This is a genomic window from Streptococcus cuniculi (assembly GCF_004570575.1).
Classification (GTDB): domain Bacteria; phylum Bacillota; class Bacilli; order Lactobacillales; family Streptococcaceae; genus Streptococcus; species Streptococcus cuniculi_A.
On the sequence record NZ_SPPD01000025.1, the window covers coordinates 1 to 24,756 of the forward strand.

A 24,756-nucleotide genomic window follows, 5' to 3' on the forward strand; every position below is an offset into this window, starting at 1 on the left:
ATCAGTATCAGGATGGTCAAGCTATTCAGTACACTGTTCAGGAAGATGCTGTTCCGGGCTATACGACGCAGATTGATGGGACTTTGATTACCAATAGTCATGTTCCGAAAGAAACACCTCCTGCGTCGAAGACGCCTAAGGAGACTCCAAAAGAGCCAACGGATCCAAAAACTCCAGAGGGACCACAGGATGATACGCCACCGTCACAGGGTAGCGTGCAACCAAAAGCTAAGAAAGTCTTGCCAAAAACGAATAGTAGCACAAGTGTAGGGCTGCTTATCCTTGGCTTGAGCTTATTAGTCGGTATTAGTATCGATTTGGTGAAACATCGTAAGTAGTTTCAACAGGTAATTCTTTTAAAGAAGTCAGGAAATGCTTCCGACTTCTTTTTGTCTGTGGGAAAACAGATATGCGACTGGGCCTCGATTTTTTTGCTTTTCTTGTATAGTAATTTGGATTTTATTTATAGTCGTTTAGTTTATTTTTAGTACTAGGCAACGAGTCGCAGGTAGTACTGGGGTACAGCAAGACGAGTTAACGAGGTAATATAGTAATTTAGTTTTTATTTAGTATTTTTTGTTAGCACTTGTCCTAATGTAGTGAAGATACAAAGCCCGTTAAAAACTCAAAGCTCACTCCTTTAGGTATTAACAGTCAACTTCCCTGGCTGTTACTACCTTATCCGTAAGCGGACAAATCCCGCACCGCAATGGCTACGGCAAACTAGGAAATTGATGCTGTGTCTCAGGACGCAAGGCAATCGCAAAATAACGGATAGTATTAGGAAAAATAAGTAGTAAAAAGGCGCTAAATATGCTATACTAGTAGGAGGACTACCATTGAAAATTTATAGAGTAGTTAGTAGGCGATATAAAGAAAGGAATTGTATGAAAAAGCTACAGAAGCTGTTGTCTATTATGATGACCATTATTTTGGTAATTACTGGTTTTCCTATACAGAGTGTATTTGCTCAGGATGAAGGAATTACCTTAACACATCAGCAAGTTTCTTCCACTCAAGCAGATACGAGGGAATTTTTGACAGGTGAAATCATGCAATCGATACTAACCTTGAAGGCGAACTTGCCAACAAGTGAGTACACTGGTGCATACATTGCTTTAGAAATTCCTGCTGATGCAGCTCAGTATATTGAGAGTTTGGAGCCAAATATTTCACCTGACTCTGAAGTATTTGAACAAGCTCGAAAAATCAATGAAACTACTTGGCGTATTCCGTTGAAAGCATCAGATGATGCTAGGGAAGTCGAGATTCCAATTTTTACCAAGTTTAAAACCTATGTCACACCAGATAAAACGGTGGTACCGATTACGTTGTCGTTAAAGAAAGCAGATGGTACGATCGTTAAGGCTGCTGATACGGTCACTTTCCTAGCCAAAGCAGGAGATGCCAGCTACACCATGACGGTGCGAGGAGGTCAAAACCAAATCGGTGGGATATCTACAGATGCGCAAAGCTTGGCGGACAAAGGTCTAGTGGATGTCATCTTTGATTACCAAACCTTCGTGAAGAGTTCAAAGGACCAATACGCTACGCCTAGCCCATCGGACTATGGTCAACGTGTGTATGACACACTTACTTTGACACAACCGTTACCTGAGTTTGCGGTATTTGACCCGGCTAAAAACCCTAACTGGACCTATGATCCAGCAACCAATACAGCCACCTATGAGTTCAATCGTAAAGATTATAATGACGTAAATGGTTATAATACAGTCTCTCTAGCCTTAACGTTCCCGGGAGCGCATGTTAGCACGGACTATACTGCACATTCGACAATGGTCTTCCATCCGCAAAATAAGGGAGCAAATGAATCCGATATTACTCGGGAGCAAAGTGCCATCTATCGCTTCCAACCAGATAGTACGAAAGGGCTGCCTTTTGAAAAACATTTTGCGAAGGAAGAAGAAGATACAACTGACATTAGAACGAGCATTACTACGGTAACAAATGCATCTTCTCGTTTGGCAAAAGGTTTAAGCTGGAGAATTGCAGTTGCCAACACGCAGAATGAAAAAATCGAATTTACAGAGTATAAAGACTATGGCCTAGATAGTCGTCTCTACTACACAGGAGTGAGTCTACCTAGGACCGATGAGATTCCTTTAGATCATTTTGGCGATGGAGAGTATGCTTCTCTTAGAAACGTCACTGTCAAAGGTCTCTTAAATGACGGTACAGAACAAGTACTAGGAACCGTTTCAAGCGGAGGTACCTTAAACTTTGATGCTGCTGTTGCAAGAAACATCAAGGAACTTTATTTCGTATTTCCAAACGGCTACACACTTCCTTACAAGAAGATTGTGAGCTTCAAAATTAGAACGGCCTTTAGAACAACGCCTACGGTAAGTACAGTAGAAGCAGAAAACGAGTATGTGAACTCGGGTAGTTATTCAGCTATTTATACTCGAGATAATGGAACCAACTATCCATTTTCGGGGAATGATACAACCAAGTTTAAGCTAGTTGGACCAAAGGCTGATATCGGAATCGTAAAAGGTTTATCAGAAAAACTGGGAACAGGTTGGTTTTCACCTAGTCGAGACGATGCCCTTCGTTCAGATAATGAGTATGCTATCTGGACACTTCAGGGGACTTGGGACGGTGCTGTAAAAGGATTGAATAGCTCTGACATCTTGACAAATGTCGAATTCATCGATGTGCTACCTGAAGGGGTGACGTATGCTTCAACGACCTTAAATGGAGGTTTCCTAGCTCCAAAACCTACCGTCCAATATGTAGAAAACTACAATGAAACAGGTAGCAATGTGGTGATTATAAAATGGGCTAGCATATCTGTTCGACAATTAAATGCCTACATGGATAATTCAGATGCGATTCAAATTGTAACGCGGGTAAATTCAAACTCCATTCCAGGCCATAATACGAACTATGTCTTAACTCGTCTTAATGGAGAATTTGTTCGCACTTCTGATCCAAACCACATGAATGATTTATTTAGCGAGTCTTATAAGGATGAGCGGGACTTGGATCAGGATGGAGATACAGCAGAAACATTTGCGGCCTCTTCAGCTTACTATGAGTATGCAGGACGCTATGAGTTATTAGCTCGCAAATACATCGCGCGTTCAACCGTTAATAACTGGACACGTGACGGTCTCAAAACTGGTGCGGGGACAGAATTCCGTTACAAACTTTGGAATTATAACAATCGTTTAACAAGTGTTTCATCTTATGAGCTCCTAGATGTATTCCCGCATGTCAATGACTTCTCCACAGCAGCCTCTGCGACATCTGGGACACTCGAAGCACGTCAGTCGCAGTTTAGCAATACGCTGACTGGTCCTGTTACAATCGTGACACCGAATGCGAATAAATTTACCATTGAATATTCGACCGATTCCATTACTGGGCCAATCGATCAATCATCCAATACCTTGAATTGGACGACATCTGTATCCGATTATGCAGCTGTTACTGCTATTCGGGTACGATTAAACAATGGCCAAACCTTTAATAAAGGTGAGCTACTGGAAGTGGAAGTTCCGATGAAAGCTCCAGAGGTAGCTCCATTGGAAAGTCGTGCATGGAATAACTTCTCTATTGCAACAAATAATGCACAACCGACTCCAACTAATCTCGTTTGGAATGAAATTTATGTTCCATCAGCTCCGCTAAAAGTCATTAAGAAATCCGTTACGGGAACGCTACTATCGGATGCAACCTTTAAGGTAACAAGCGTGGCAAATCCAGCTATTTCCTACGAACTGACGACAAAAGGTCCAGATGGTACGGTTGAGCAAATTTTACCGCTAGGCGACTATACAGTCGTTGAGACCAAAGCGCCAGAAGGCTACGCCTTAGATACAACACCAAAGACAGTTACGATTAGTGAAGATGCGACCACGACACTTGAAGTAACAAATATTCCTCTCACGAACATAAAAGTCACTAAGACTTGGGAAGATGCCAATAACCAAGACGGCAAACGTTCGGGTGAAGTTTCTATTCAGCTATATGCCGATGGACAAGCTGTAAAAGACAAAGTACTGGTACTTAACGAAGCAAACAAGTGGACAGGAACATTTGACGCTTTAGAGCAGTACAAGGATGGAAATGAAATCATTTATACTGTGAAGGAAGTTTCTATTCCCGAAGGCTACCAATCTAAAGTAACTGGTGATGTAGCGACAGGATTTACAATAACGAATACTTACACTCCAGCTACTACAAACGTTACAGGAACAAAGACTTGGAATGATGCTGACAACCAAGACGGCAAACGCCCTGATTCTATCACCGTTCACTTATTTGCCAATGGGGAGAAGATTGAAAGTAAAATTGTTAGTGCTGCTGACGAGTGGAGATATAGCTTTACTAATTTACCAGTCTACAAGAACAGTGAAAAGATTACCTATTCGATTGGTGAGGAAAAGGTTGAAGGTTACACAACCAGTCTAGATGGCTATAATCTGACAAACCAATATTCTCCAGGTATGATTCGTCTAAACGGAGTAAAAATCTGGAACGACGCCAATAACCAAGATGGTAAACGCCCTGAAAGCATTGAAGTCGTTATCAAGAATAATAAGCAAGAAGTTGACAGGATTACTGTTAAACCAGATACTGACGGCAATTGGACATTTACTTCTAAGGAGCTTCCACAGTATGCGGATGGACAACTCATCCACTATCAAGTAGAAGAAGTTTCTGTTACTGGTTACACATCAGAAGTAAAAGTAGAAGGAACGAACGTTACCATTACCAATCATCATACTCCTGAAACGACCAAAGTTTCAGGAACGAAGATATGGGATGATGCAGATAACCAAGATGGCAAGCGTCCTGAGAAAATTACAATTCGTCTGCTTGCAGATGGAACAGAGGTTGCCAGTCAAGAAGTCACAGCAGATAGCCAGTGGACATACTCATTTGATAAGCTGCCTCAATATGCTGCGGGCAAAAAAATCGTCTACACGATTACAGAAGATAAGGTGGATGGTTATGAATCATCTATAAAAGGCTTCGACATTACCAACAAGTATGTTCCAGAAACCATTCAGATTTTAGGGACAAAAGTTTGGAATGACGCTAATAACCAAGATGGTAAACGCCCTGAAAGCATTGAAGTTGTTATCAAGAACGATAAGCAAGAGGTTGATAGAATCACTGTTAAACCAGATGTTGATGGCAATTGGACATTTACGTCTAAGGAGCTTCCGAAATACGCCGCTGGCGAAGAAATTACATACACTGTGACAGAAAATCCTGTTGCGGACTACACTACAAGTATCGAACGTAATGGAACAAATTATGTCATTACCAATACGTATACTCCAAAAGAAGAGCCGACACCTCCAAGTGATCCGAAGGAAAATCCGAAAGATGATCCAGGTCAACCAAGTGAGCCAAATGAGGATCCGAAACCAAGTGATAAACCGTCCAAGAAGGTGGTGAAGCCAGGTAATCAGATCTTACCAGCGACTAACAGTACGAGCGGTTTAGCTCTTAGTCTCGTTGGTCTTTGTCTCATCATTGGGACTATGGTTTACGTTGTTCGAAAACGGGAGTAATGTTTAATCCCCATTCTTCTTTTGAAAAAGAGAATCGTATAAAAGAAGTTTTGAATCATACTTGAAATCCCCTTGTTTAGAACTTGCAATGTTCTGGATGAGGGGATTTTGGCACTTTGTCAACTGTAGTGGGTGTATTATCCTATACGAGAGATAAGTAGCTTGGTTCTCCCTTTAAAGTAGCCACAGCTGTAATCGGCTAAAGCCGAAACATCTGCCTATCTTTTTCATAGTGACTTTTAGCTCGAACACAATTCCACACCACAAGATACGAGGGCGTTAAAAAAGCGACTGTACTCTCGTTGAAGAAACAATCCACTGGATTATTTCTTCCATATCCGTAAGCGAATAAAGTTCGCAACGGCTACGGCAAACTGAGGAAATTTATCGCCTCCATTCGTTTTGTAGCAATGGGCTGTCCGCTAGGGGCTAATGGGTATAGTCTGAGGCTATAGACTTTACAAAAAGCAGATAAAAATTTTTTAAGTGGCACATAAAAATTCTATATTGGTCAAATGCTGGCTCCTGTGATAAGCTATGTATAGTTCATTTAAAGGAGTGAAAAGAATATGAAATTTAAAAAGTTAGTTAGTTTAGCAGCCGTAGCGTTTGCTTCGGTCGCAGCTTTGGCAGCGTGTGGGGCAGGTGCTTCAAAAGAAGAAGCAAAACAAGACAATGTTCTTCGTGTCGGTGTTATGAGCTTGAGCGAGTCAGAAGAAGCACGTTGGAATAAGATTCAAGAGCTTCTTGGTGACAAGGTGAAATTAGAGTTCACTCAGTTTACTGACTATTCACAACCAAATAAGGCAGTAGCTGAAGATGAGGTTGATATCAATGCCTTCCAGCACTACAACTTCTTGGAAAACTGGAATAAGGAAAATGGAGAAGACTTGGTAGCGGTCGCTGATACCTACATCGCTCCGATCCGCCTTTACTCTGGTACAGAAAACGGGAAAAATAAATACAAATCTGTCGATGAAATCCCAGATGGTGCGGAAATTGCGGTGCCAAACGACCCAACAAACGAAAGCCGTGCCCTTTACCTCCTTCAATCAGCAGGCTTGATTAAATTGGATGTGTCTGGTACGGAATTGGCAACAGTTGTCAACATCAAGGAAAATCCTAAAAAGTTGAAAGTAACAGAATTGGATGCTAGCCAAACAGCGAGCTCGTTGCCATCTGTTGCAGCAGCCGTTGTCAACAATACCTTTGTACTTGAAGCAGGTCTTGACTACAAGAATGCCCTTTACAAAGAGCAAAAAGATGAAAATTCACACCAATGGTATAACTTGATTGCAGCTAAAAGCGATTGGGAAAAATCACCAAAGGCAGATGCGATTAAAGAATTAGTAAAAGCATACCATACAGACGAAGTGAAAAAAGTCGTTGAAGAATCTTCAGACGGTATGGACGAACCAGTTTGGTAAAAACTACAAAATGCTGTGGTGGTCTTCCCCATGGCATTTTATATTCATGATGTATACAGATAGAAACAGTCAAACATGCGATATTTGATATTTCTTAGGTAGTGCAGACGCCATGTAGAGTATGGTATAATGGTGCTTAGAGAGCAGAGAGGCATTAAGCCTCAATAAGGAGAGACGATGGCAAAACAAGCAGAACAAATCAAAAAATTTGAAGAGGATGCGATTACCCAGACCTATTTTGAAAAGTTGAAAGTGTTGATTTCCAAGAAATCCATTTTCGCTCAGCAGGTAGGATTGTTGGATGTAGCGACCTATTTGAAAGACATCTTTGAGGAAGCAGGGGCAGAGGTCATATTAGATGACAGCTATGCCGCACCCTTTGTCATGGCCAAGTTTGCCAGTCCTATAGCCAATGCCAAGACCTTGATTTTCTATAATCACTATGACACGGTTCCTGCTGATAGCGATCAGATTTGGACAGACCAGCCTTTTAAACTTAGCGTGCGCGATGGCTACATGTACGGTCGAGGAGTGGACGATGACAAGGGGCATATCACAGCGCGCTTGTCTGCTGTTCAAAAGTACCTAGTTACACACGATCATTTACCTGTCAATATCATCTTTATCATGGAAGGGGCAGAGGAGTCAGCATCGGTTGATTTGGATAAGTATTTAGCGAAATACCAGTCGCATTTGGCAGGGGCTGATTTGCTGGTCTGGGAGCAGGGGGCTCGCAATGTCTTAGGACAGTTGGAAATCTCAGGCGGCAATAAAGGGATTGTGACCTTTGATGTCGCGGTTAAGAGTGCAGAGAGGGATATTCATTCCTCTTATGGTGGTGTTATTGATTCGGCTAGCTGGTACCTAATGGCGGCCCTTCAGTCCATGCGAGACCGTGACGGGCGCATCTTGGTCGAGGGAATTTATGAGCAGGTAGAAGAGCCTAATGAGCGCGAACTGGCCTTGGTCGAAGCATTTGCCTTGGCAAATAGTGAATCGGCAACAGAGCTCTATGGCTTGACCTTGCCGACCTTGGCGGTAGAGCGTAGTGCCTTTTTAAAACGTCTCTACTTTGAGCCCTCCATGACGATTGAGGGATTTTCAACAGGTTATCTAGGGCAAGGTGTGAAGACTATTATCCCTGCTGAGGCTCGTGCTAAGATGGAAGTTCGTCTCGTGCCAGGCTTAGAGCCGCTGGATGTATTGGACAAGATTCGCAAACACTTGGTGAAGTACGGTTTTGAACAAGTAGAAGTGACCTTCACCCTCGGGGAAATGGGCTATCGTAGCGACATGTCAGCTCCGTCTATCCTCAATGTGATTGAGCTTGCCAAACGTTTGAGGCCAGAAGGAGTGGCAGTGCTTCCGACTTCACCGGGGACAGGCCCAATGCACACCGTCTTTCATACCTTGGGAGTGCCGATTGCAGGTTTTGGACTTGGGAATGCCAATAGCCGTGATCACGCAGGCGACGAAAATGTCAGCATTGCAGACTATTACAGCCATATCGAATTAGTAGAGGAGTTAATTGCAAGTTATGAGTAAGGAGATGATTACACTAGATAATATTGATGTGACCTTCCACCAGAAAAAACGCACGATTGAAGCAGTGAAAGATGTCACGATTCATATTGAGCAAGGGGATATTTACGGGATTGTCGGTTATTCAGGAGCTGGAAAATCAACCTTGGTCCGCGTCATTAACCTCTTACAGGTGCCGACTGCAGGTCGCATCTGTATCAATGATGAGGTGATTTTTGAGGGAAGTAAGGTGACCCTAAATGCGGCTCAATTGCGAAGCAAACGCCGTGAAATTGGGATGATTTTTCAACATTTCAACCTCATGGCACAGATGACGGCTGCGGAAAATGTGGCCTTTGCCTTGAAACATTCTGGCTTGTCTAAAGAAGAAAAAAAGGCCAAAGTAGCCAAACTCTTGGACTTGGTTGGCCTAGCAGACCGTGCGGAAAACTATCCCGCCCAGTTGTCTGGTGGTCAAAAGCAGCGTGTGGCCATTGCGCGTGCCCTTGCCAATGACCCTAAGATTCTGATTTCAGACGAGTCTACCTCTGCCCTCGACCCTAAAACAACCAAGCAAATTTTAGCCTTGTTGCAAGAACTGAATGAAAAATTGGGCTTGACCATCGTCATGATTACCCATGAAATGCAGATTGTCAAGGATATTTGTAACCGTGTGGCCGTCATGCAGGATGGACGTTTAATTGAGGAAGGATCTGTTTTGGAGATTTTCACTCATCCAAAAGAACCTCTGACACAAGACTTTATCAAAACAGCAACAGGAATCGATGAAGCCTTGGTGAAAATCTATCAACAAGATATTGTCAAACACCTACCAGAAGATAGCCTTTTGGTTCAGTTTAAATACGCAGGTTCTGCAACGGACACAGCGATTATCAATGATTTGTATAAAATCTATCAGGTATCGGCAAACATTTTATATGGCAATATTGAAATTTTAGATCACACGCCAGTTGGCGAGATTGTATTGATTTTGTCAGGTCATCAGGAGAAGCTGCGCGAGGCTTTGACGGCAGTCACAACGGCCAATGTAGAGGTGACGATTTTGAAAGGAGATGATTAGAATGGATGAATTACTTTCATGGATTCAGGCCAATTTTCCTCATATCTATAAGATGGGATGGGATGGTCAGACAGGCTGGGGAACAGCGATTTACAGTACCTTTTATATGACCTTTGTGTCCTTTGGTTTCGGTGGTGCCATGGGTCTAGTTTCTGGGCTGTTTCTCGTCTTGACAGGTCCTCGTGGGATTGCGGAAAATCGTGTCGTTTTCTGGATCTTGGATAAGGTGGCCTCTGTCTTGCGTGGGATTCCTTTTATCATCTTGCTGTCAGCCATTGCACCGATGACAAGGGCTATTGTGGGGACCTCTATCGGGATGAATGCGGCTCTTGTTCCCTTGTCCTTATCCGTCTATCCATTCTTTGCGCGTCAAGTTCAAGTTGTTCTTTCTGAATTGGATGGCGGAGTGATTGAAGCGGCACAAGCATCTGGTGCAACCTTTGGAGATTTGATTATGGTCTATTTCCGTGAAGGTCTACCAGACTTGATTCGAGTGACGACCCTGACTTTGATCTCCCTTGTTGGCTACACAGCTATGGCTGGAGCTATTGGAGCAGGTGGATTAGGGCAAGTAGCCCTTTCTTACGGCTATTTACGCTCCAATGACGATGTCACCTTCCTTGCCACCCTCCTCATTCTGATTTTTATCTTTATTATCCAATTTGCAGGAGATCTCATTACCCGAAAAATAAGTCATAAATAAGATGTGAGGGCGTAAAAGCACAAAGTGCCCGTATCTGTAAAGCAGGTATAGCCTGCAACAGCTACGGCAAAATAGGGAATATGATGGGTGAAAAGCTCCAGTGGAGGTTTTCAGCCTAATCTCTAAAGGTATACTATACCTTTGAAGCTAGGAGGATTTATCCCTAAAGGGATTCGTAGCTGTAACTAGCTAAAGCTAGACAGCTACCTATCTTTTTCACACAGTGCTTAGCTCGAACTCAGTTACACAAGATACAAGGGCGTTAAAAAAGCGACTGTACCACAAGGGTATCCACATCCGTAAGCGAACCAATTTCGCAACGGCTATGGCAAAATTAGGAAACATGACGAAGAAGCTTTAGCTTCTAGGAAAGTTTCTCTATTTTAGCCCGAATTCAGTTCCATAAGATGTGAGACCGTCTGGACACGAGCAGCGCTCATTCTATTTCCAACCTTCAACGGTCTATTCCCAGACTGTTGCAGCGAGCAAAGCTAGGTTAGTCACAAATGAAATGCAGTGAATAACCAGCTAGCTACCGCGATGTAACATTCGAGTAAATAGGTTGAGTTTGTTTTTTATACAGACTTGCTTTCCGATTTTTACGTTCTGGACCGAGCATATTGCTCGGTTTTTTGCTATACTGGATGTAGTAAAAGAATAGGAGGACAACATGAAAACATATACAATGAACAACGGGCTTACCATTCCAGCACTTGGCTTTGGAACCTATTTATCAAAAGATGGGGACGAGGTCTACAATGCGGTGCGTAAGGCCTTAGAAGCAGGCTATCGCCATATCGATACAGCGGCTTTTTATGGAAATGAGGAGAGTATCGGTTGTGCGATTAAGGATTCGGGGATTGCGCGTGAGGAACTTTATATTACGACGAAGTTGTGGAATGATGCGCATGGCTATGAGGAAGCAAAAGTTGCCTTTGCCTCGTCTATGGAAAAATTACAGTTGGATTATCTTGATTTGTACCTGATTCACTGGCCAAATCCAGCAGGCATTCGGGATCGCTGGCAAGCAGCCAATGCGGATGCTTGGCGGGCCATGGAAGAATTGGTTGCAGAAGGGAAAGTCCGTTCAATCGGGGTTAGCAATTTTATGGTGCACCACATGGATGAACTCTTAAAAACGGCCACTATTGTTCCTGCGGTCAATCAAATTCGCCTAGCACCTGGTGTCTATCAAGAGGAGATTGTTGCGTATTGCCGTGAGAAAGACATTGTCATTGAAGCTTGGAGTCCGCTCGGTCGTGGGGAACTCTTCACCCATCCAACCATGCTAGCTCTCGCTGGAAAATACGGCAAAACGGTGGCTCAAGTAGCCCTTGCCTGGTCATGGGCTCAAGGATTTCTACCGCTTCCAAAATCCGTAACAGATAGCCGAATTGTGGAAAATTTAGATTTTGAAGATATTGCCTTGTCAGAGGAAGATATCACAGCCATCACAGCCATTACAGGTGTGACAGGTGCTTATAACCCAGATGAAGTGAATTTCTAGGTCGCTGTGAATAGAAGCAAATCTAGCGTGAAAGTACCATCCTTTATCAAATTTTAATAGACAGCAGCAGAATTTTCTGCTATACTATCAGATAAGAAAGAGGGTCGCTTGGTACAGCCTTTAGCGAGTTTGGGACGGTGAAAGCCAAACGGAAAGTCAGAGTGATTGGCACTTTCTCAAGCATTTTTAAGAACACAATGAAGTAATAAATTAGGGTGGAACCGCGTTTCAACGCCCCTATGGAGACATAGGAGTGTTGGCGTGGTTTTTGATTTTTTGTGCGTTTGGCATAAAGACACTTGACATTTATCACGATCAAATAGAAAGCGAGAAACGAATGTCAAAAACATTAACTTTTCACTTAGCCAAAGTTGTTAACAAACCTAAAGGTTTCAGCAACTAACGGCAAACGCTATAGCGAATTGCCTAGGCTATGCACTTGTTTTCCTTTCAAAAGAAGGTTGTTTTGAAAGGAAAACGTCGCAAATGATAATGATTAAGAAAGAGAGAAACTGATGTCTAAAAAATTAACCTTCCAAGAGATTATTCTGACCTTACAACAGTTTTGGAATGAGCAGGGCTGTATGCTGATGCAGGCCTACGATACGGAAAAAGGGGCGGGAACTATGAGCCCGTATACTTTCTTGCGCGCCATTGGTCCTGAGCCGTGGAATGCAGCTTATGTTGAGCCAAGTCGTCGTCCAGCAGATGGTCGTTACGGGGAAAACCCAAATCGTCTCTACCAACACCACCAATTCCAAGTAGTCATGAAACCAAGCCCAAGCAATATCCAAGAATTGTACTTGGAGTCCCTGGAGCGTCTCGGAATCAATCCTCTGGAGCACGATATTCGCTTTGTGGAGGATAACTGGGAAAATCCGTCGACTGGTTCAGCAGGTTTGGGTTGGGAAGTCTGGCTTGACGGTATGGAAATCACCCAATTTACCTATTTTCAACAGGTTGGTGGGCTTGCGACAGGTCCTGTGACTGCCGAGGTGACTTATGGATTGGAGCGTTTGGCCTCTTATATTCAAGAGGTAGATTCTGTCTATGACATCGAGTGGGCTGACGGGGTTAAATACGGAGAAATCTTCCTGCAACCAGAATACGAGCATTCAAAATACAGCTTTGAAATCAGCGACCAAGACTTGCTACTGACGAACTTTGAAAAGTTTGAAGTAGAGGCAAAACGCTGTCTGGACGAACACTTGGTTCACCCTGCCTTTGACTATGTCTTGAAATGTTCGCACACCTTTAACTTGTTAGACGCACGTGGCGCGGTGTCGGTAACGGAGCGGGCAGGCTATATCGCACGGATTCGAAATTTAGCGCGCGTGGTCGCAAAGACCTTTGTGGCAGAAAGAAAACGCCTTGGTTACCCACTTTTGGATGAGGCTACAAGAGCGCAGTTGTTAGCAGAGGAGGCAGAATAAGATGACGAAAAATTTACTGGTAGAACTTGGTTTAGAAGAAATTCCAGCTTACATTGTGACGCCTGCCATGGTCCAATTAAAAGACAGAATGGCGCAGTTTTTGACAGACAATCGCTTGGCATTTGAAGAGATTCAGATGTTTTCAACCCCTCGCCGGTTGGCAGTTCGTGTTCGTGGCTTGGCAGACCAGCAAGAGGATTTGACAGAAGATTTTAAAGGCCCTAGTAAGAAGATTGCCTTAGACGCGGACGGGAATTTTACCAAGGCCGCAGAAGGATTTGTTCGTGGAAAAGGCTTGACGACCGCTGATATCACCTTCCGTGACATCAAGGGGGAAGAATATGTCTATGTGACCAAGCATGAAAAAGGAAAATCAGCTAAGGAAGTCTTAACGGGCATTCCAGAGGTACTTGCTTCGATGACTTTCCCTGTCAGCATGCACTGGGCTTCCAACAAATTTGAATACATCCGCCCTGTTCACACTTTGACGGTCTTGTTAGATGATGAAGCGCTTGAGATGGACTTTCTCGATATGTCATCAGGTCGCATTAGCCGCGGCCATCGTTTCCTTGGTCGGGAAACAGAACTTGCACATGCAGACAGTTATGAGGATGACTTGCGTAAGGAATTTGTGATTGCAGATAGTCGCGAGCGTGAAAACATGATTGTGGAGCAAATCAAGGCGATTGAGGTAGCGCAAGATGTAATCGTTGAAATTGACCAAGACCTGCTCAATGAAGTCTTGAACTTGGTGGAATATCCAACCGCCTTTATGGGAGCATTTGACGCTAAATACCTTGAGGTTCCAGAAGAAGTCTTGGTGACCTCGATGAAAAATCACCAACGCTACTTTGTTGTCCGTGACAAAGCGGGCAAATTGTTGCCGAACTTTATCTCTGTCCGCAATGGAAATGCGGAATGGTTGGACAATGTTATCAAGGGGAATGAAAAAGTCTTGGTGGCACGTTTGGAGGATGGAGAGTTCTTCTGGCGGGAAGACCAAAAACTAGAAATTGCAGCTCTTGTGGAGCGTCTGAAAGCCGTGACCTTCCATGAGAAAATTGGTTCCCTTTATGAACACATGGAGCGCACCGCAACTATTAGCGCTCTCTTGGCTAATCAAGCGGGGCTTTCTGATGAAGAAAAAACAGACCTTGCGCGTGTAGCGGCCATTTACAAATTTGATCTTTTGACCGGCATGGTCGGTGAATTTGACGAATTGCAAGGGATCATGGGAGAAAAATACGCCCTTCTTGCAGGGGAGAGCCCAGCCGTTGCCACAGCCATTCGTGAACACTACCTGCCAAACAGCGCAGAAGGAGCTCTTCCTGAAACCAAGGTAGGAGCAGTCCTTGCCCTCGCAGATAAATTAGACACGATTTTGTCCTTCTTCTCAGTTGGCTTGATTCCAAGTGGTTCAAATGATCCGTATGCCCTTCGTCGTGCAACCCAAGGTGTGGTACGGATTTTGGAAGCCTTTGGCTGGACGATTGCCATTGATGAATTGGTAGAAAAACTCTATGTTCTTGCACATGACAGCCTTGCCTATGAACATCAGACAGAAGTGCTTGATTTCTTCCACGCTCGTGTAGAGAAAATGATGGATAAGAGTGTACCTAAAGACATTGTGACAGCTGTCTTAAACAGTACCAACTTTGTGGTCAGCGACATGATTGAAACAGCACGTCTCTTGGCTGAAAAAGCGAAAACAGCTAACTTTAAACCAGCCGTTGAAAGCCTTTCTCGTGTTTTTAACTTGGCTGAAAAAGTAGCGGCAGATGTCGCAGTTGATAGCAGTCTCTTTGAAAACAAAGAGGAAACAGCCTTGGCAGAAGCTGTAGAGAAGATTGCCTTTACCACAGACTTGGTAAGTAATATCGACCAGCTCTTTGCTCTTCAACCAGTAATTGACGCTTTCTTTGACAATACTATGGTCATGGTCGAAGACGAAGCTGTGAAGACGAACCGTTTAGCCTTGCTTGCAGCATTGACCAACAAGGCGCAACAGGTTGCCCAATTTAACCAAATGAATACCAAATAGGAGGAAAAATGGAGCAAGCAAAGATTAAGCGTATCAATGAATTAGCCAAGAAGAAAAGAGAGGTTGGCTTGACAGAAGAGGAGTTGAAGGAGCAAGCAGTCCTTCGTGAAGAGTACATCGAAGGCTACCGCCGTAGTGTCCGTGCCCATCTCGAAGGAATCAAGATTGTCGATGAGGACGGAAACGATGTGACTCCAGAAAAACTCAGACAGGTCCAACGCGAAAAAGGCCTCCATGGCAGAAGCCTAGAAGATCCTAACTCATAAAAAAATAGCAGCTGGAAAGTCCAGTTGTTATTTTTAGATAGTCTCTTGTTTCAATTTTCTCGTTAAAATAATACTGCTAGGAATTAAGACAAACACACTTCCTATCCAAGCGGCAGGGTTAGCCGCAGCGACACCGTAAAAGCCAAAATAGGTCAACCCGATAATGGCTACTCCAGCCCGCATGACCAACTCCATGATACCGGCAAGAGTTGGCACAAAGCCTTTTCCTAGCCCCTGAATGAAGCTACGGAGGATAAAGAGAATGGACAAAATCCAGTAACAAGCCCCGTTAATGATGTAATAGACGAGCGCCAGTTGGTAGACTTCTGTGCTACCGTCTGCAAGAAACAGACGCGAGAAGAAGCGGTTTGCGGAGATGAGTAAAATGGCAAAGAAAATGGCCCAAGCAATGCTGATAAAGACTGACTTTTTCAAGCCCTCCAAGATTCGTGGGTAGAGTTCTGCTCCGTAATTTTGGGCCGTGAAGGTAGAGACAGCAAGCCCTAAGTTAATCATCGGGAGCATGGCAAGCTGATCGGTCTTGCTGGCAATGGCCTGAGCGGCAATGGCGTTGGTCCCCAGTTGATTGAGCATGACCTGCAAGGTGATAGAGCCGATAGCGATAATGCTAGCTTGAAAAGCCATAGGAAATCCTAGTTGCGCATGTTTGATGAGGTTCAGCTTGTCCAGTCGGATTTCGGCCCATTTCACATGAAAATAAGGAACTTTTTTAGAAATATAAACAGCCAGATAGAGGACGGAAAAAGCCTGCGCCGTAATGGTTGCAAGCCCTGCCCCAAAAACGCCCAGACCAACATTCAAGATAAAAAGAAAATCGAGTGCGATATTGATAAAGCAGGCGATGATGAGAGCAATTAAGGGCGTCGTTGAATCCCCTAGACTACGAATCAGGTTAGACAGATAGTTAAAGAGAACAGAGAAGATAGTCCCACCAAAAATAGCGGTTAAAAACTGCTGCGAATGTGGCAGTAATTCCTCGGGTGTCTGCATAAAAATGAGCAGGGGACGAAGGAATGAAAGGGCTAGAATTGTCAAGACAAGACTGGTGCAGAGGGAGTAAAAGAGGCCGTGGATAAAACTTTTTTTGATTCCTTCAAGGTCATTTGCACCAAATCGTTGGGCGGTCACAATGGTCAGCCCGCTGGTTAAACCTTGCGCGAATCCGAGAATGAGAAAGACAATGCTCCCAGTAGCTCCGACACTAGCAAATGCGACCTTTCCTAGTGTGTGTCCGACAATAATGCTATCGGCAAAATTATAGGCTAGTTGAAAAAAACTTCCGATTAACAGTGGCAGGGTGAAGCGCAAAATGACCTGAATGGGCTTCCCTTGAGTTAAATCCTGCATAAAAACTCCTTGGTAAAGGTGGGAATAAATGGCGGCAAGGTTGATGAATAGGAAAACTTACAATTTATTGGTGTATTCTTCAAAGTGGTCGACAGTATGATTGTCTGTCACAGCTATAATCAGTTCCTGCTCATTAAAGCTATAATCTGGTGAAAATTGGACATTTAATTTATTAGTTTGTGCATCGCGATAGCCGATGATATTGAGGTTGTAGTGTTGGCGCAATTGCAGCTCGGCAAGGCTCTTGCCAATCCATTTTGGGGGCGCATGAAACTCAATAATGGTCACATCACCGTCCAGCTCGATGAGGTCTGTTGTATCGCGGTGCAAGAGATGCTTGGCCAGAGAGACCCCTGTTTCTCTTTCTGGAGAAATGACGCGGTCAGCTCCGATTTTTAAGAGAACTTCCTTGCTGGTTTTGCTCTTCACCTTGGCAACAATCTTAGGCACGCCCAAGGCCTTGCAATGGAGAACCGCAAGGACACTTGACTCTAAGTTACGTCCTGTGGCAACGACTACCGTATCACAGCGGTCAATCCCTGCGGCCCGTAATAAGTCCTTGTCTGTAATATCTCCCACGATACCTTTGGTCAGTACCGTTTCTAGCTGATTGATACGCTCAACATGATTGTCAATGGCAATAATATGACAATCATAGTGGTGCAAGGTTTTGGCAATGGTGGTTCCAAAGACACCGAGACCTAAAATTCCAATCGTTTGAGTTTGCATGATAATCTCCTTATAATAAGATATGAGGGCGTTAAAAAAGCGACTGAAAATTAGGAAACATGATGAAGAAGCTCAGGTTTCTAGTTATGTTTATCTATTTTCCGAGCTTTTAGCCCGAGTTCAGTTACAAAAGACACAAAAGCGGTTGACACGAGCACAGCTCGTAGGCTGTGTTCAATTACACAATCATCGATGATTTCGCATATTGTATGATTTCTTTTTTGGATAATTTCCGTGCAGAAAGACTGATAAGAATCGACATCGGTCCAATCCGTCCAAAGAACATGAGGGCCATGATGACCAGTTGTCCTAGCTGAGATAGCTCAGGAGTCAAATTGGCCGTTACCCCAACGGTTGCGAGGGCTGACATGACCTCGAAAATGAGAAAGAGCATCGGTTGATGAGGGTCTGTCATACTGATGGCAAAGAGCCCCAAGAGAAAGACCATGATAAAGACGATGAAAGTCGCAAAGGCTTTTTGGATGGTCACATCGTCAATGGTCCGCGCCTTGAAATTGGTATGGGGTAGCCCAATAATCTCGCTTCTCGCATAGAGGATTAAGGTCAGAAAGGCTGTGATTTTAATCCCGCCTGCTGTTCCACCTGGTGCTCCTCCGAGCATCATTTGAAAGACATAGAGCAGTAGGGTGACGGGGTTGGCCTTTGTGTAGTCAATAGAGGCAAAACCAGCAGTCCGCATGGTGACCGTCTGGAAAAAGCTAGCTAAGACTTTTTCGGGAAAACTCAGTATACCGATAGTTGCAGGGTTGCTGTATTCGGTTAGGAGTGTTAGCATAGTTCCAGTCAAGAGGAGCAGACTGGTCAAGGTGAGGACCACCTTGCTATGAAAGCTTAACTTGCGAAAGCTCAAGCGTTTTTGAATCTTTGTCTGCATATCAAACCAGACCGTAAATCCGAGCCCTCCCATGATAATCAAGGCAGCAATGGTCAGATTGACCAAGGGATTGGTGGCATAGCTGATGAGACTGGTGGAACCAAAATTATCAAAGCCGGCATTACAAAAGGCTGAAATAGCGAGGAATATCGAAGAAAAAATCCCGCGTTGCCAGCCAAATTCGGGTACGAATTGGAAGGAAAGAATCAGAGCTCCTAGCGCTTCTGTTGCAAAGGTAAAACCAAAGACAGACTTGATAAAACTGCGAAAATGCTTGGTTTCTGCAAGGCTAAAACTTTCTTGGAGGGTGGCCATATTGATAAAGCTGAGTTTACGCCCGCCTCTCAAGGCAAAGAGCCCGATAAAGCTAATCAAGCTCAAGCCCCCGATTTGGATTAGTAACATGCAGATGATTTGCCCGAGCGTATTATAAGTCTCAGCAACAGGAACAGTAAAGAGCCCCGTCACACAGACCATGGAAATGGTTGTAAAGAGATGGTCCCAGTAGCGTGCCTCAGAGCTTGTAAGCTGTGAAATGGGCAAGGATAACAGGAGCGAGCCAATCAAGATCACACCTGCAAAGCTCAGGACAATCCGTTGGCTCGGTTTTAATTTTAAACTAAGGATAGACATGATTTCCTCTCGTGATTTGGAAAGTTGGATATGAGGATATTGTAGCACAAATTGCTAAAAATAACAGAGCTTAAGATACGAGGACGTTAAAAAAGCGATAGAAAAATAGGAAATACGACGAAGAAGCTTTTGCTTCTAGGAGTATTTATCTTTTTTCCGAGCTTTTAGTCCGAGTTCAATTAGTAAGATACGAGGACGTTAAAAACTCAAAGCGCACTCAAGAGTATCCGTGTCCGTAAAACGAATCAATTCGTAATGGTCACGGCAAAATAGGAAATTTGACGAGTGAAAAGCTCCAGTGGAGTTTTTCAGCCTAATCCCTAAAAGGCTTTTCCGTAACCGTTAAAGTCGAAATAGCTGCATCTCTTTTTCGCATAGAGTTAGTGAGAGCGTTAAAAAGTCCTAATGTACCACAAGGGTATCCATATCCGTAAGCGAACAAAGTTTGCAACGGCTATGGTAAAATAGGAGATTTGTGAAGCATTCGATGAACGCAAACAAAGCTGTCTTTTTCATAGCGACTTTTAGCTCGAACACAATTCCACACCTCAAGATGTGAGAGTGCATAAAGCACACAGTGTACTTTGTTTGAAGAAACAATCCGCTGGATTATTTCTTCCGTATCTGTAAAGCTCCAGTGGAGTTTTTCAGCCTAATCCCTGAAGAGATTTTCCATAACTCGCTAAAGCCAGAACAGCTACCTGTTTTTTTCACACAGTGCTTAGCTTGAACTCAGTTACACAAGATACAAAAGTGATTGGCACGAGCATGGCTCGTTTTATTTCCAACCTTCGACAGTCTATTCCTAGACTGTTGAGGCAAACAAGCCTTACAACGGCTACTGTTGACGAGTAAGGCGGCTTTCTTGAGAATGGAGGTTTTCATTTCCATTCTGCTAAGATGATTTGGTGATAATAGCGGAGCGAACTGACTTTTTTTAGCAGATAATTGGCGGTCAAGCCGACCAAAAAGCCAGATAGAATGCCACTGAAAGACAGAATGGGCAGATAGTTGAGGACCAGTAAGGATTGGGCAATCCAAGCAAAGACGAGAAGTTGTCCGATGTTGTGGAGCATCCCACCTAGTATGGAGATGCCAATAGCACTGACTCGTCGGGGTCCTAGTTGCTTAGCGGAGAGCATTCCAATGTAACTGAGGGTGACTCCTGCAAAGCCATATAGGAAGGTTGAAAAGGTCCCACCCAAAAAGGTAGAAATCAAGAGGCGAATGCTGACGACTTTGACGCTATCCTTGGCGGGGAGGGTGAAGATGGCAATCAGACTGATGAGGTTTCCAAGTCCCAGTTTTGCTCCAGGAGCAAAGGAAAATGGAGTGGGAATCAGTCGTTCAACTAAGGAAATCACCACTGCCTGGGCAGCCAGCATCGTGATAAACAGTAATTTTTGATTTTTTGAATTCATAATTGTATCTCTATCTAACATCGGCAGAAAATCATTGAATGAGCGATACGCTAAACACTCACTATTTTCTACTTCCATTATACTATCTGTTTTTTGAAAGATATGCAAGTTTTTTAGTAAAATCATGTGTAAATACGAACTATCCAATTGTACAATCTTTCCAAAAGGTGTATAATAGACTTTGTTAAAAAACAGACAAACTAATCGGAGGTTATGTTTTGACTAAAAACATTGTAATAGTAGGTGCTGGTTATGCAGGGATTTCTGCGGCACGCCTGCTCGGGAAAAAATTCAAGAAAAACGCTGACGTGACCGTTACCTTGATTGATAAAAACTCATTCCATACCTATATGACAGAGTTGCACGAAGTGGCAGCTGGTCGTGTGGAAAAAGACGCAATCAAGTACGACTTGAAACGGATTTTTAACAAGTATCCAAAAGTGAACTTGGTCACAGACAAGGTTGTTGAAATTGATTACGACAAAAAAGAAGTGATTGCAGAGCACCAAACGCTTCCATTTGACTACCTCTTGCTTGCCATGGGTGGGGAAGCCAACGATTTCGGTATCAAGGGTGTAAAAGAAAACGGCTTTACTCTTTGGTCCATCGAAGCAGCAGAGCGTTTGCATGACCATATCATTGACGCTTGTTACCGTGCCATGCGCGAACACGATGCTGAAAAACGCCGTGCCCTTTTGACCTTTACGGTTATCGGTGCAGGTTTCACTGGTATTGAGATGATTGGTGAGCTGATTGATTGGGTTCCAATCTTGGCGCACGAATTCAAACTCGACCCAGCAGAATTCTCTCTCAAAGTGATCGAAGCAATGCCAAATATCTTGCAAATGGTCACTGAGAAAGAACAAGTAAAAACCCGTAAATACCTTGAGAAAAAAGGTGTTGAATTGGTGCTTGGTGATGGAGTTGCAGCTGTTGAAGCAGATAAATTAGTCCTTTCATCAGGTCGCGAAATTCCAACCTACACCTCTATCTGGACAGCAGGTGTGCAAGCCAATAGCGATGCCAGCGAGTTTGGCATTGAAAAAGCACGTGCAGGTCGTTTGGTTGCTAACGAATACATGGAAGCCAAAGGCAAGGAAAATGTCTATGTAGCTGGTGACTTGGTGTACTACGAAGAGCCAGGAAATGATGGCAAACCGACACCGCAAATCGTTCAAGCGGCTGAACAAACTGGACATACTGCTGCGCAAAACATTATCGCTGCGATTACAGGTGGGGAAAAACATAGCTACAAAGGGAAATACGATGGCTTCATGGTTTCAATCGGTTCTCGCTATGGGGTTGCCTTCCTGATGGGCAAATACCACTTGTCAGGTTTTATGGCCATGTTTATGAAGCACATGGTAAACTTGCTATACTTCTTTACCATCCGTAGCTTCTTCTACATGGGTTCTTACATTCGCCATGAATTCTTTGATATTAAGAACAAGCGCAATATCTTTGGCGGTCACACATCCGGTAAAGGAAACCTTCTTTGGTCTGCACCGCTCCGTGTCTTCTACGGGTCAGTTTGGCTCTACGAAGGGGTTAAGAAAGCTTTTGGACTTTTTGGTACAACTTCATGGCTAGGAGATCAAGTAGTCTTCCCATTCCCATGGTTGGCAGATCCTGTCTCAGGTGCCTCTGCAGCAGAAGCAACATCAGGTGCCTCTCAAGCTGCGACTGAAACAGCACAAGCCATCTTTGGTCTTAGCTACGCTTACGGTGAGCAACCAATGACCGTCTTAGATGGTATGCCAGACTGGTTTGCTTCTATCATGCAATTCATGATGCCAAACCAAGAAGTTGCCCTCTTCATGCAAAAATTCATGACCATTGCGGAAATCGGAATCGGTCTTGCCTTGATTGTAGGTGCCTTCGTTTGGATCGTCAGCGCAGCAACTGTTGCTTTGGTCATCATGTTCAGCTTATCAGGCATGTTCTACTGGGTGAATATGTGGTTCATTCCGGTTGCCATCTCATTGATGAACGGTGCTGGTCGTGCTTTCGGCCTTGACTACTGGATTATGCCATGGTTGAGTCGCTTCCTCGATAAGAAGATTTATGGGAAGCCAAAGCATATTTATACCTTAAAAGAGAAACGATAATGAATAGTGGTTCTTGATTCCATTATCATTGCATACTCGTCAAGCATCAGCTTCTTCTGTCGGTAACCTACCTTTCTGAACTGTTGAGAAAAGTAGCACTTTTCTTATATCCAACTTGAAATAGTTCTCAGCTATTTCAACTACCTGTGGTTTCGTTGCTTAGTCAGAAGTTGATGGTTATAGAGTATATATCATTAAAAAATGATAAGGACTATTCAAAAAACGGGAGAACAGTTTGCTGAATAGTTCTTTTTCTATGATGAAGTAGGAGAATTGTGGTACATCAAATTTGGGAAAATTATCCAGAAATACAAAGGGAACTAACACAAGTCAAGCGCATTATGCTGACAGAGATGAAGATGATTCATCCAGCTGTGCGTGAAAAAATTATTGAATATATCGAAGCACCGGGAAAATATTTGCGCTCTGGTTTATGCCTTTTGTTTGCCCAAATGGTAGACGGAGAAATTAAGCCAGAAAAGCTCTATTTTGCTGCCTATGCGGAGGTATTGCATCTGGCTACCCTTATCCATGATGATGTCATTGATGAGGCAGATCTACGACGTGGAATTGTGGCAGCCCACCGTCAATTTTCAAATCGAATTGCAATCTACGCAGGGGATTACCTCATGGCCTATGCAGGGCGGTTACTAGCGAAAGGCATTCGTCTCATGCAGTTTGAAAAAGATGAGACGGACTCTCTGAATGATAGAGTGATAGAGGGGATTTTAGCGGGAGAACTGGCTCAGTTGATGAATCAGTTTGATACGGGGATGACCATGAAACGTTACCTCAAGCAGATTCAGGGAAAAACAGCCTTTCTGTTCGGTTTGGCCTGCCAGTTGGGGAGTTTACAAAGTGGCGTTTCCCTCAAACAAAGCTCACCTGCCTTTCGAGCCGGTCGTTCCTTTGGTATGGCCTTTCAGCTACGGGATGACCTGATTGATTATTACTTAACAGCACAAGAATCAGGTAAACCTGCCTTACAAGATATTCAAAACGGGATTTACACCGCTCCACTCCTTCTTGCAATCGAAGAGGATCAGAGTATCCGTCAAGACTTGCTGGCAGTAATCGAGACCAAGGACGCAGCTTTAGTGGAGCAGGTGGTGGAAAAAATCAGTCAGACCAAGGCTCAGGCGCGCACCGAAGCCCTGATGAAGGCATATGTGCAGAAAATGGATAAAGCTGTTCTCTCACTAGAGACAAGCGGTCGGACGGTTGACTGGAAATGGCTGGTAGAAAAAATAGTTGGTTCCTATCGTTAACGGTCAAAGAGATTTTCTCGCCATTTCGCGTTAAACATTGGACATTTTTGTCAAAAAGGTATATGATTATAAAGTAAGAAAACGCTTCAGTTTTAATTAGCTGAGGTAGGGAAAAGGAGTTTTATTATAATGAAAACAACAAAAGTTGTCTTGAAAAGTGTTGCAGTGTTGACAGCTGCCTTTGCCTTGGTAGCATGCGGTGCGAAAGAAGAAGCGAAAAATACGACGGCCTCTTCCTCTGAAACAGCTGTGTCAGAATCAAAAGCAATGGCTGAATTGAAAGACGGTACTTATTCAGCAGAATCTGATGCAGATGACCGTGGCTATAAGATTGTTCACACCATCACTGTAAAAGACGGAAAAATCACTGAGTCTACCTTTGACTACGAAGATAAAGACGGTAAAATGAAGTCTGAAAACGAAGAATACAACAAAATGATGAGCGAAAAAGCTGGTGTTTCAGCTAAAGAAGCAATCGAAAAATTGAACGCTGGCCTTGTTGAAAAACAAGACGTAGAAGCAGTTGAAGTTGTTTCTGGTGCTACTCATACTTCAGAAGACTTCAAGAAGAGTACAACAGCTCTCCTTGCTGCAGCTGAAAAAGGAGACACTGCAAAAGTGATGCTTGACAAATAATCTAGCATACATAAGTGAACAATAGGGAGGTTGGGCATGATGAACGGCTCCCTGTCAAGTAGACAGTCAAATACTAAAAGATATTAAGCAACCTGATTCCTGAATTCCCAAGGGGGCAGGTTGTTTAATTTTGCTTGATAGCGTTGTGTGTTGTAAAACTGGACATA

18 protein-coding genes are annotated in these 24,756 nt (G+C 43.7%); 13 read left to right on the forward strand and 5 right to left on the reverse strand.

Annotated elements, in window-relative coordinates:
• The 10 genes from E4T82_RS11065 to E4T82_RS11110 all read left to right on the forward strand — a co-directional run.
• A partial coding sequence (locus E4T82_RS11065) for a Cna B-type domain-containing protein (RefSeq protein WP_135182850.1) occupies window positions 1–338 on the forward strand: 338 nt, incomplete at its 5' end.
• A 549-nt stretch (window positions 339–887) separates the two neighbouring features.
• A complete protein-coding gene (locus tag E4T82_RS11070; protein WP_135182851.1) occupies window positions 888–5,552 on the forward strand; it encodes a Cna B-type domain-containing protein in 4,665 nt (1,554 codons plus the stop codon).
• Between the two features lie 569 nt (window positions 5,553–6,121).
• Entirely contained in the window at window positions 6,122–6,979 is an 858-nt protein-coding gene (locus E4T82_RS11075; protein ID WP_135182852.1) for a MetQ/NlpA family ABC transporter substrate-binding protein, read from the forward strand.
• A 177-nt stretch (window positions 6,980–7,156) separates the two neighbouring features.
• Window positions 7,157–8,524 (forward strand): M20/M25/M40 family metallo-hydrolase, encoded by a 1,368-nt coding sequence (locus tag E4T82_RS11080; RefSeq protein ID WP_135182853.1) that lies wholly within the window; start codon window positions 7,157–7,159, stop codon window positions 8,522–8,524.
• Entirely contained in the window at window positions 8,517–9,581 is a 1,065-nt protein-coding gene (locus E4T82_RS11085; RefSeq protein ID WP_135182854.1) for a methionine ABC transporter ATP-binding protein, read from the forward strand. Before E4T82_RS11080 ends, E4T82_RS11085 begins: the two co-directional genes overlap by 8 nt.
• A 1-nt stretch (window position 9,582) precedes the next feature.
• A complete protein-coding gene (locus tag E4T82_RS11090; protein ID WP_135182855.1) occupies window positions 9,583–10,284 on the forward strand; it encodes a methionine ABC transporter permease in 702 nt (233 codons plus the stop codon).
• A gap of 670 nt (window positions 10,285–10,954) precedes the next feature.
• Complete coding sequence (locus E4T82_RS11095; protein WP_135182856.1) at window positions 10,955–11,791, forward strand: aldo/keto reductase; 837 nt, start codon at window positions 10,955–10,957, stop codon at window positions 11,789–11,791.
• A 515-nt stretch (window positions 11,792–12,306) separates the two neighbouring features.
• Window positions 12,307–13,224: a glycine--tRNA ligase subunit alpha gene (glyQ, locus tag E4T82_RS11100; RefSeq protein WP_135182857.1), complete on the forward strand. Its 918-nt coding sequence runs from the start codon at window positions 12,307–12,309 to the stop codon at window positions 13,222–13,224.
• Between the two features lies 1 nt (window position 13,225).
• A complete protein-coding gene (glyS, locus tag E4T82_RS11105) occupies window positions 13,226–15,265 on the forward strand; it encodes a glycine--tRNA ligase subunit beta (protein WP_135182858.1) in 2,040 nt (679 codons plus the stop codon).
• A gap of 8 nt (window positions 15,266–15,273) precedes the next feature.
• Complete coding sequence (locus tag E4T82_RS11110) at window positions 15,274–15,531, forward strand: DUF896 family protein (RefSeq protein ID WP_135182859.1); 258 nt, start codon at window positions 15,274–15,276, stop codon at window positions 15,529–15,531.
• 33 nt (window positions 15,532–15,564) lie between these two features.
• Here the strand turns inward: E4T82_RS11110 and E4T82_RS11115 are convergent, their stop codons facing one another.
• The 4 genes from E4T82_RS11115 to E4T82_RS11130 all read right to left on the reverse strand — a co-directional run bounded on the left by E4T82_RS11115 (window position 15,565) and on the right by E4T82_RS11130 (window position 20,577).
• Window positions 15,565–16,899, reverse strand: a complete 1,335-nt coding sequence (locus tag E4T82_RS11115) for an MATE family efflux transporter (RefSeq protein ID WP_135182860.1) — start codon at window positions 16,897–16,899, stop codon at window positions 15,565–15,567.
• Between the two features lie 57 nt (window positions 16,900–16,956).
• Window positions 16,957–17,628 (reverse strand): potassium channel family protein, encoded by a 672-nt coding sequence (locus tag E4T82_RS11120; protein WP_135182861.1) that lies wholly within the window; start codon window positions 17,626–17,628, stop codon window positions 16,957–16,959.
• Window positions 17,629–17,806: 178 nt separating this feature from the next.
• Window positions 17,807–19,156, reverse strand: a complete 1,350-nt coding sequence (locus tag E4T82_RS11125) for a TrkH family potassium uptake protein (protein ID WP_135182862.1) — start codon at window positions 19,154–19,156, stop codon at window positions 17,807–17,809.
• An 881-nt stretch (window positions 19,157–20,037) separates the two neighbouring features.
• Window positions 20,038–20,577: a Gx transporter family protein gene (locus tag E4T82_RS11130; RefSeq protein WP_135182863.1), complete on the reverse strand. Its 540-nt coding sequence runs from the start codon at window positions 20,575–20,577 to the stop codon at window positions 20,038–20,040.
• Between the two features lie 218 nt (window positions 20,578–20,795).
• Here E4T82_RS11130 and E4T82_RS11135 point away from each other — a divergent pair, with 218 nt between their 5' ends.
• From E4T82_RS11135 to E4T82_RS11145, 3 genes are all read left to right on the forward strand, one after another.
• Window positions 20,796–22,685: an NAD(P)/FAD-dependent oxidoreductase gene (locus E4T82_RS11135; RefSeq protein ID WP_135182864.1), complete on the forward strand. Its 1,890-nt coding sequence runs from the start codon at window positions 20,796–20,798 to the stop codon at window positions 22,683–22,685.
• A gap of 275 nt (window positions 22,686–22,960) precedes the next feature.
• Entirely contained in the window at window positions 22,961–23,953 is a 993-nt protein-coding gene (locus E4T82_RS11140) for a polyprenyl synthetase family protein (RefSeq protein ID WP_135182865.1), read from the forward strand.
• 129 nt (window positions 23,954–24,082) lie between these two features.
• A complete protein-coding gene (locus E4T82_RS11145) occupies window positions 24,083–24,589 on the forward strand; it encodes an FMN-binding protein (RefSeq protein WP_135182866.1) in 507 nt (168 codons plus the stop codon).
• 83 nt (window positions 24,590–24,672) lie between these two features.
• On the opposite strand, the gene E4T82_RS13225 is transcribed toward E4T82_RS11145, so the two are convergent.
• Window positions 24,673–24,756 (reverse strand): IS3 family transposase (locus tag E4T82_RS13225; RefSeq protein ID WP_416222666.1); only part of this gene is annotated, 84 nt, incomplete at its 5' end.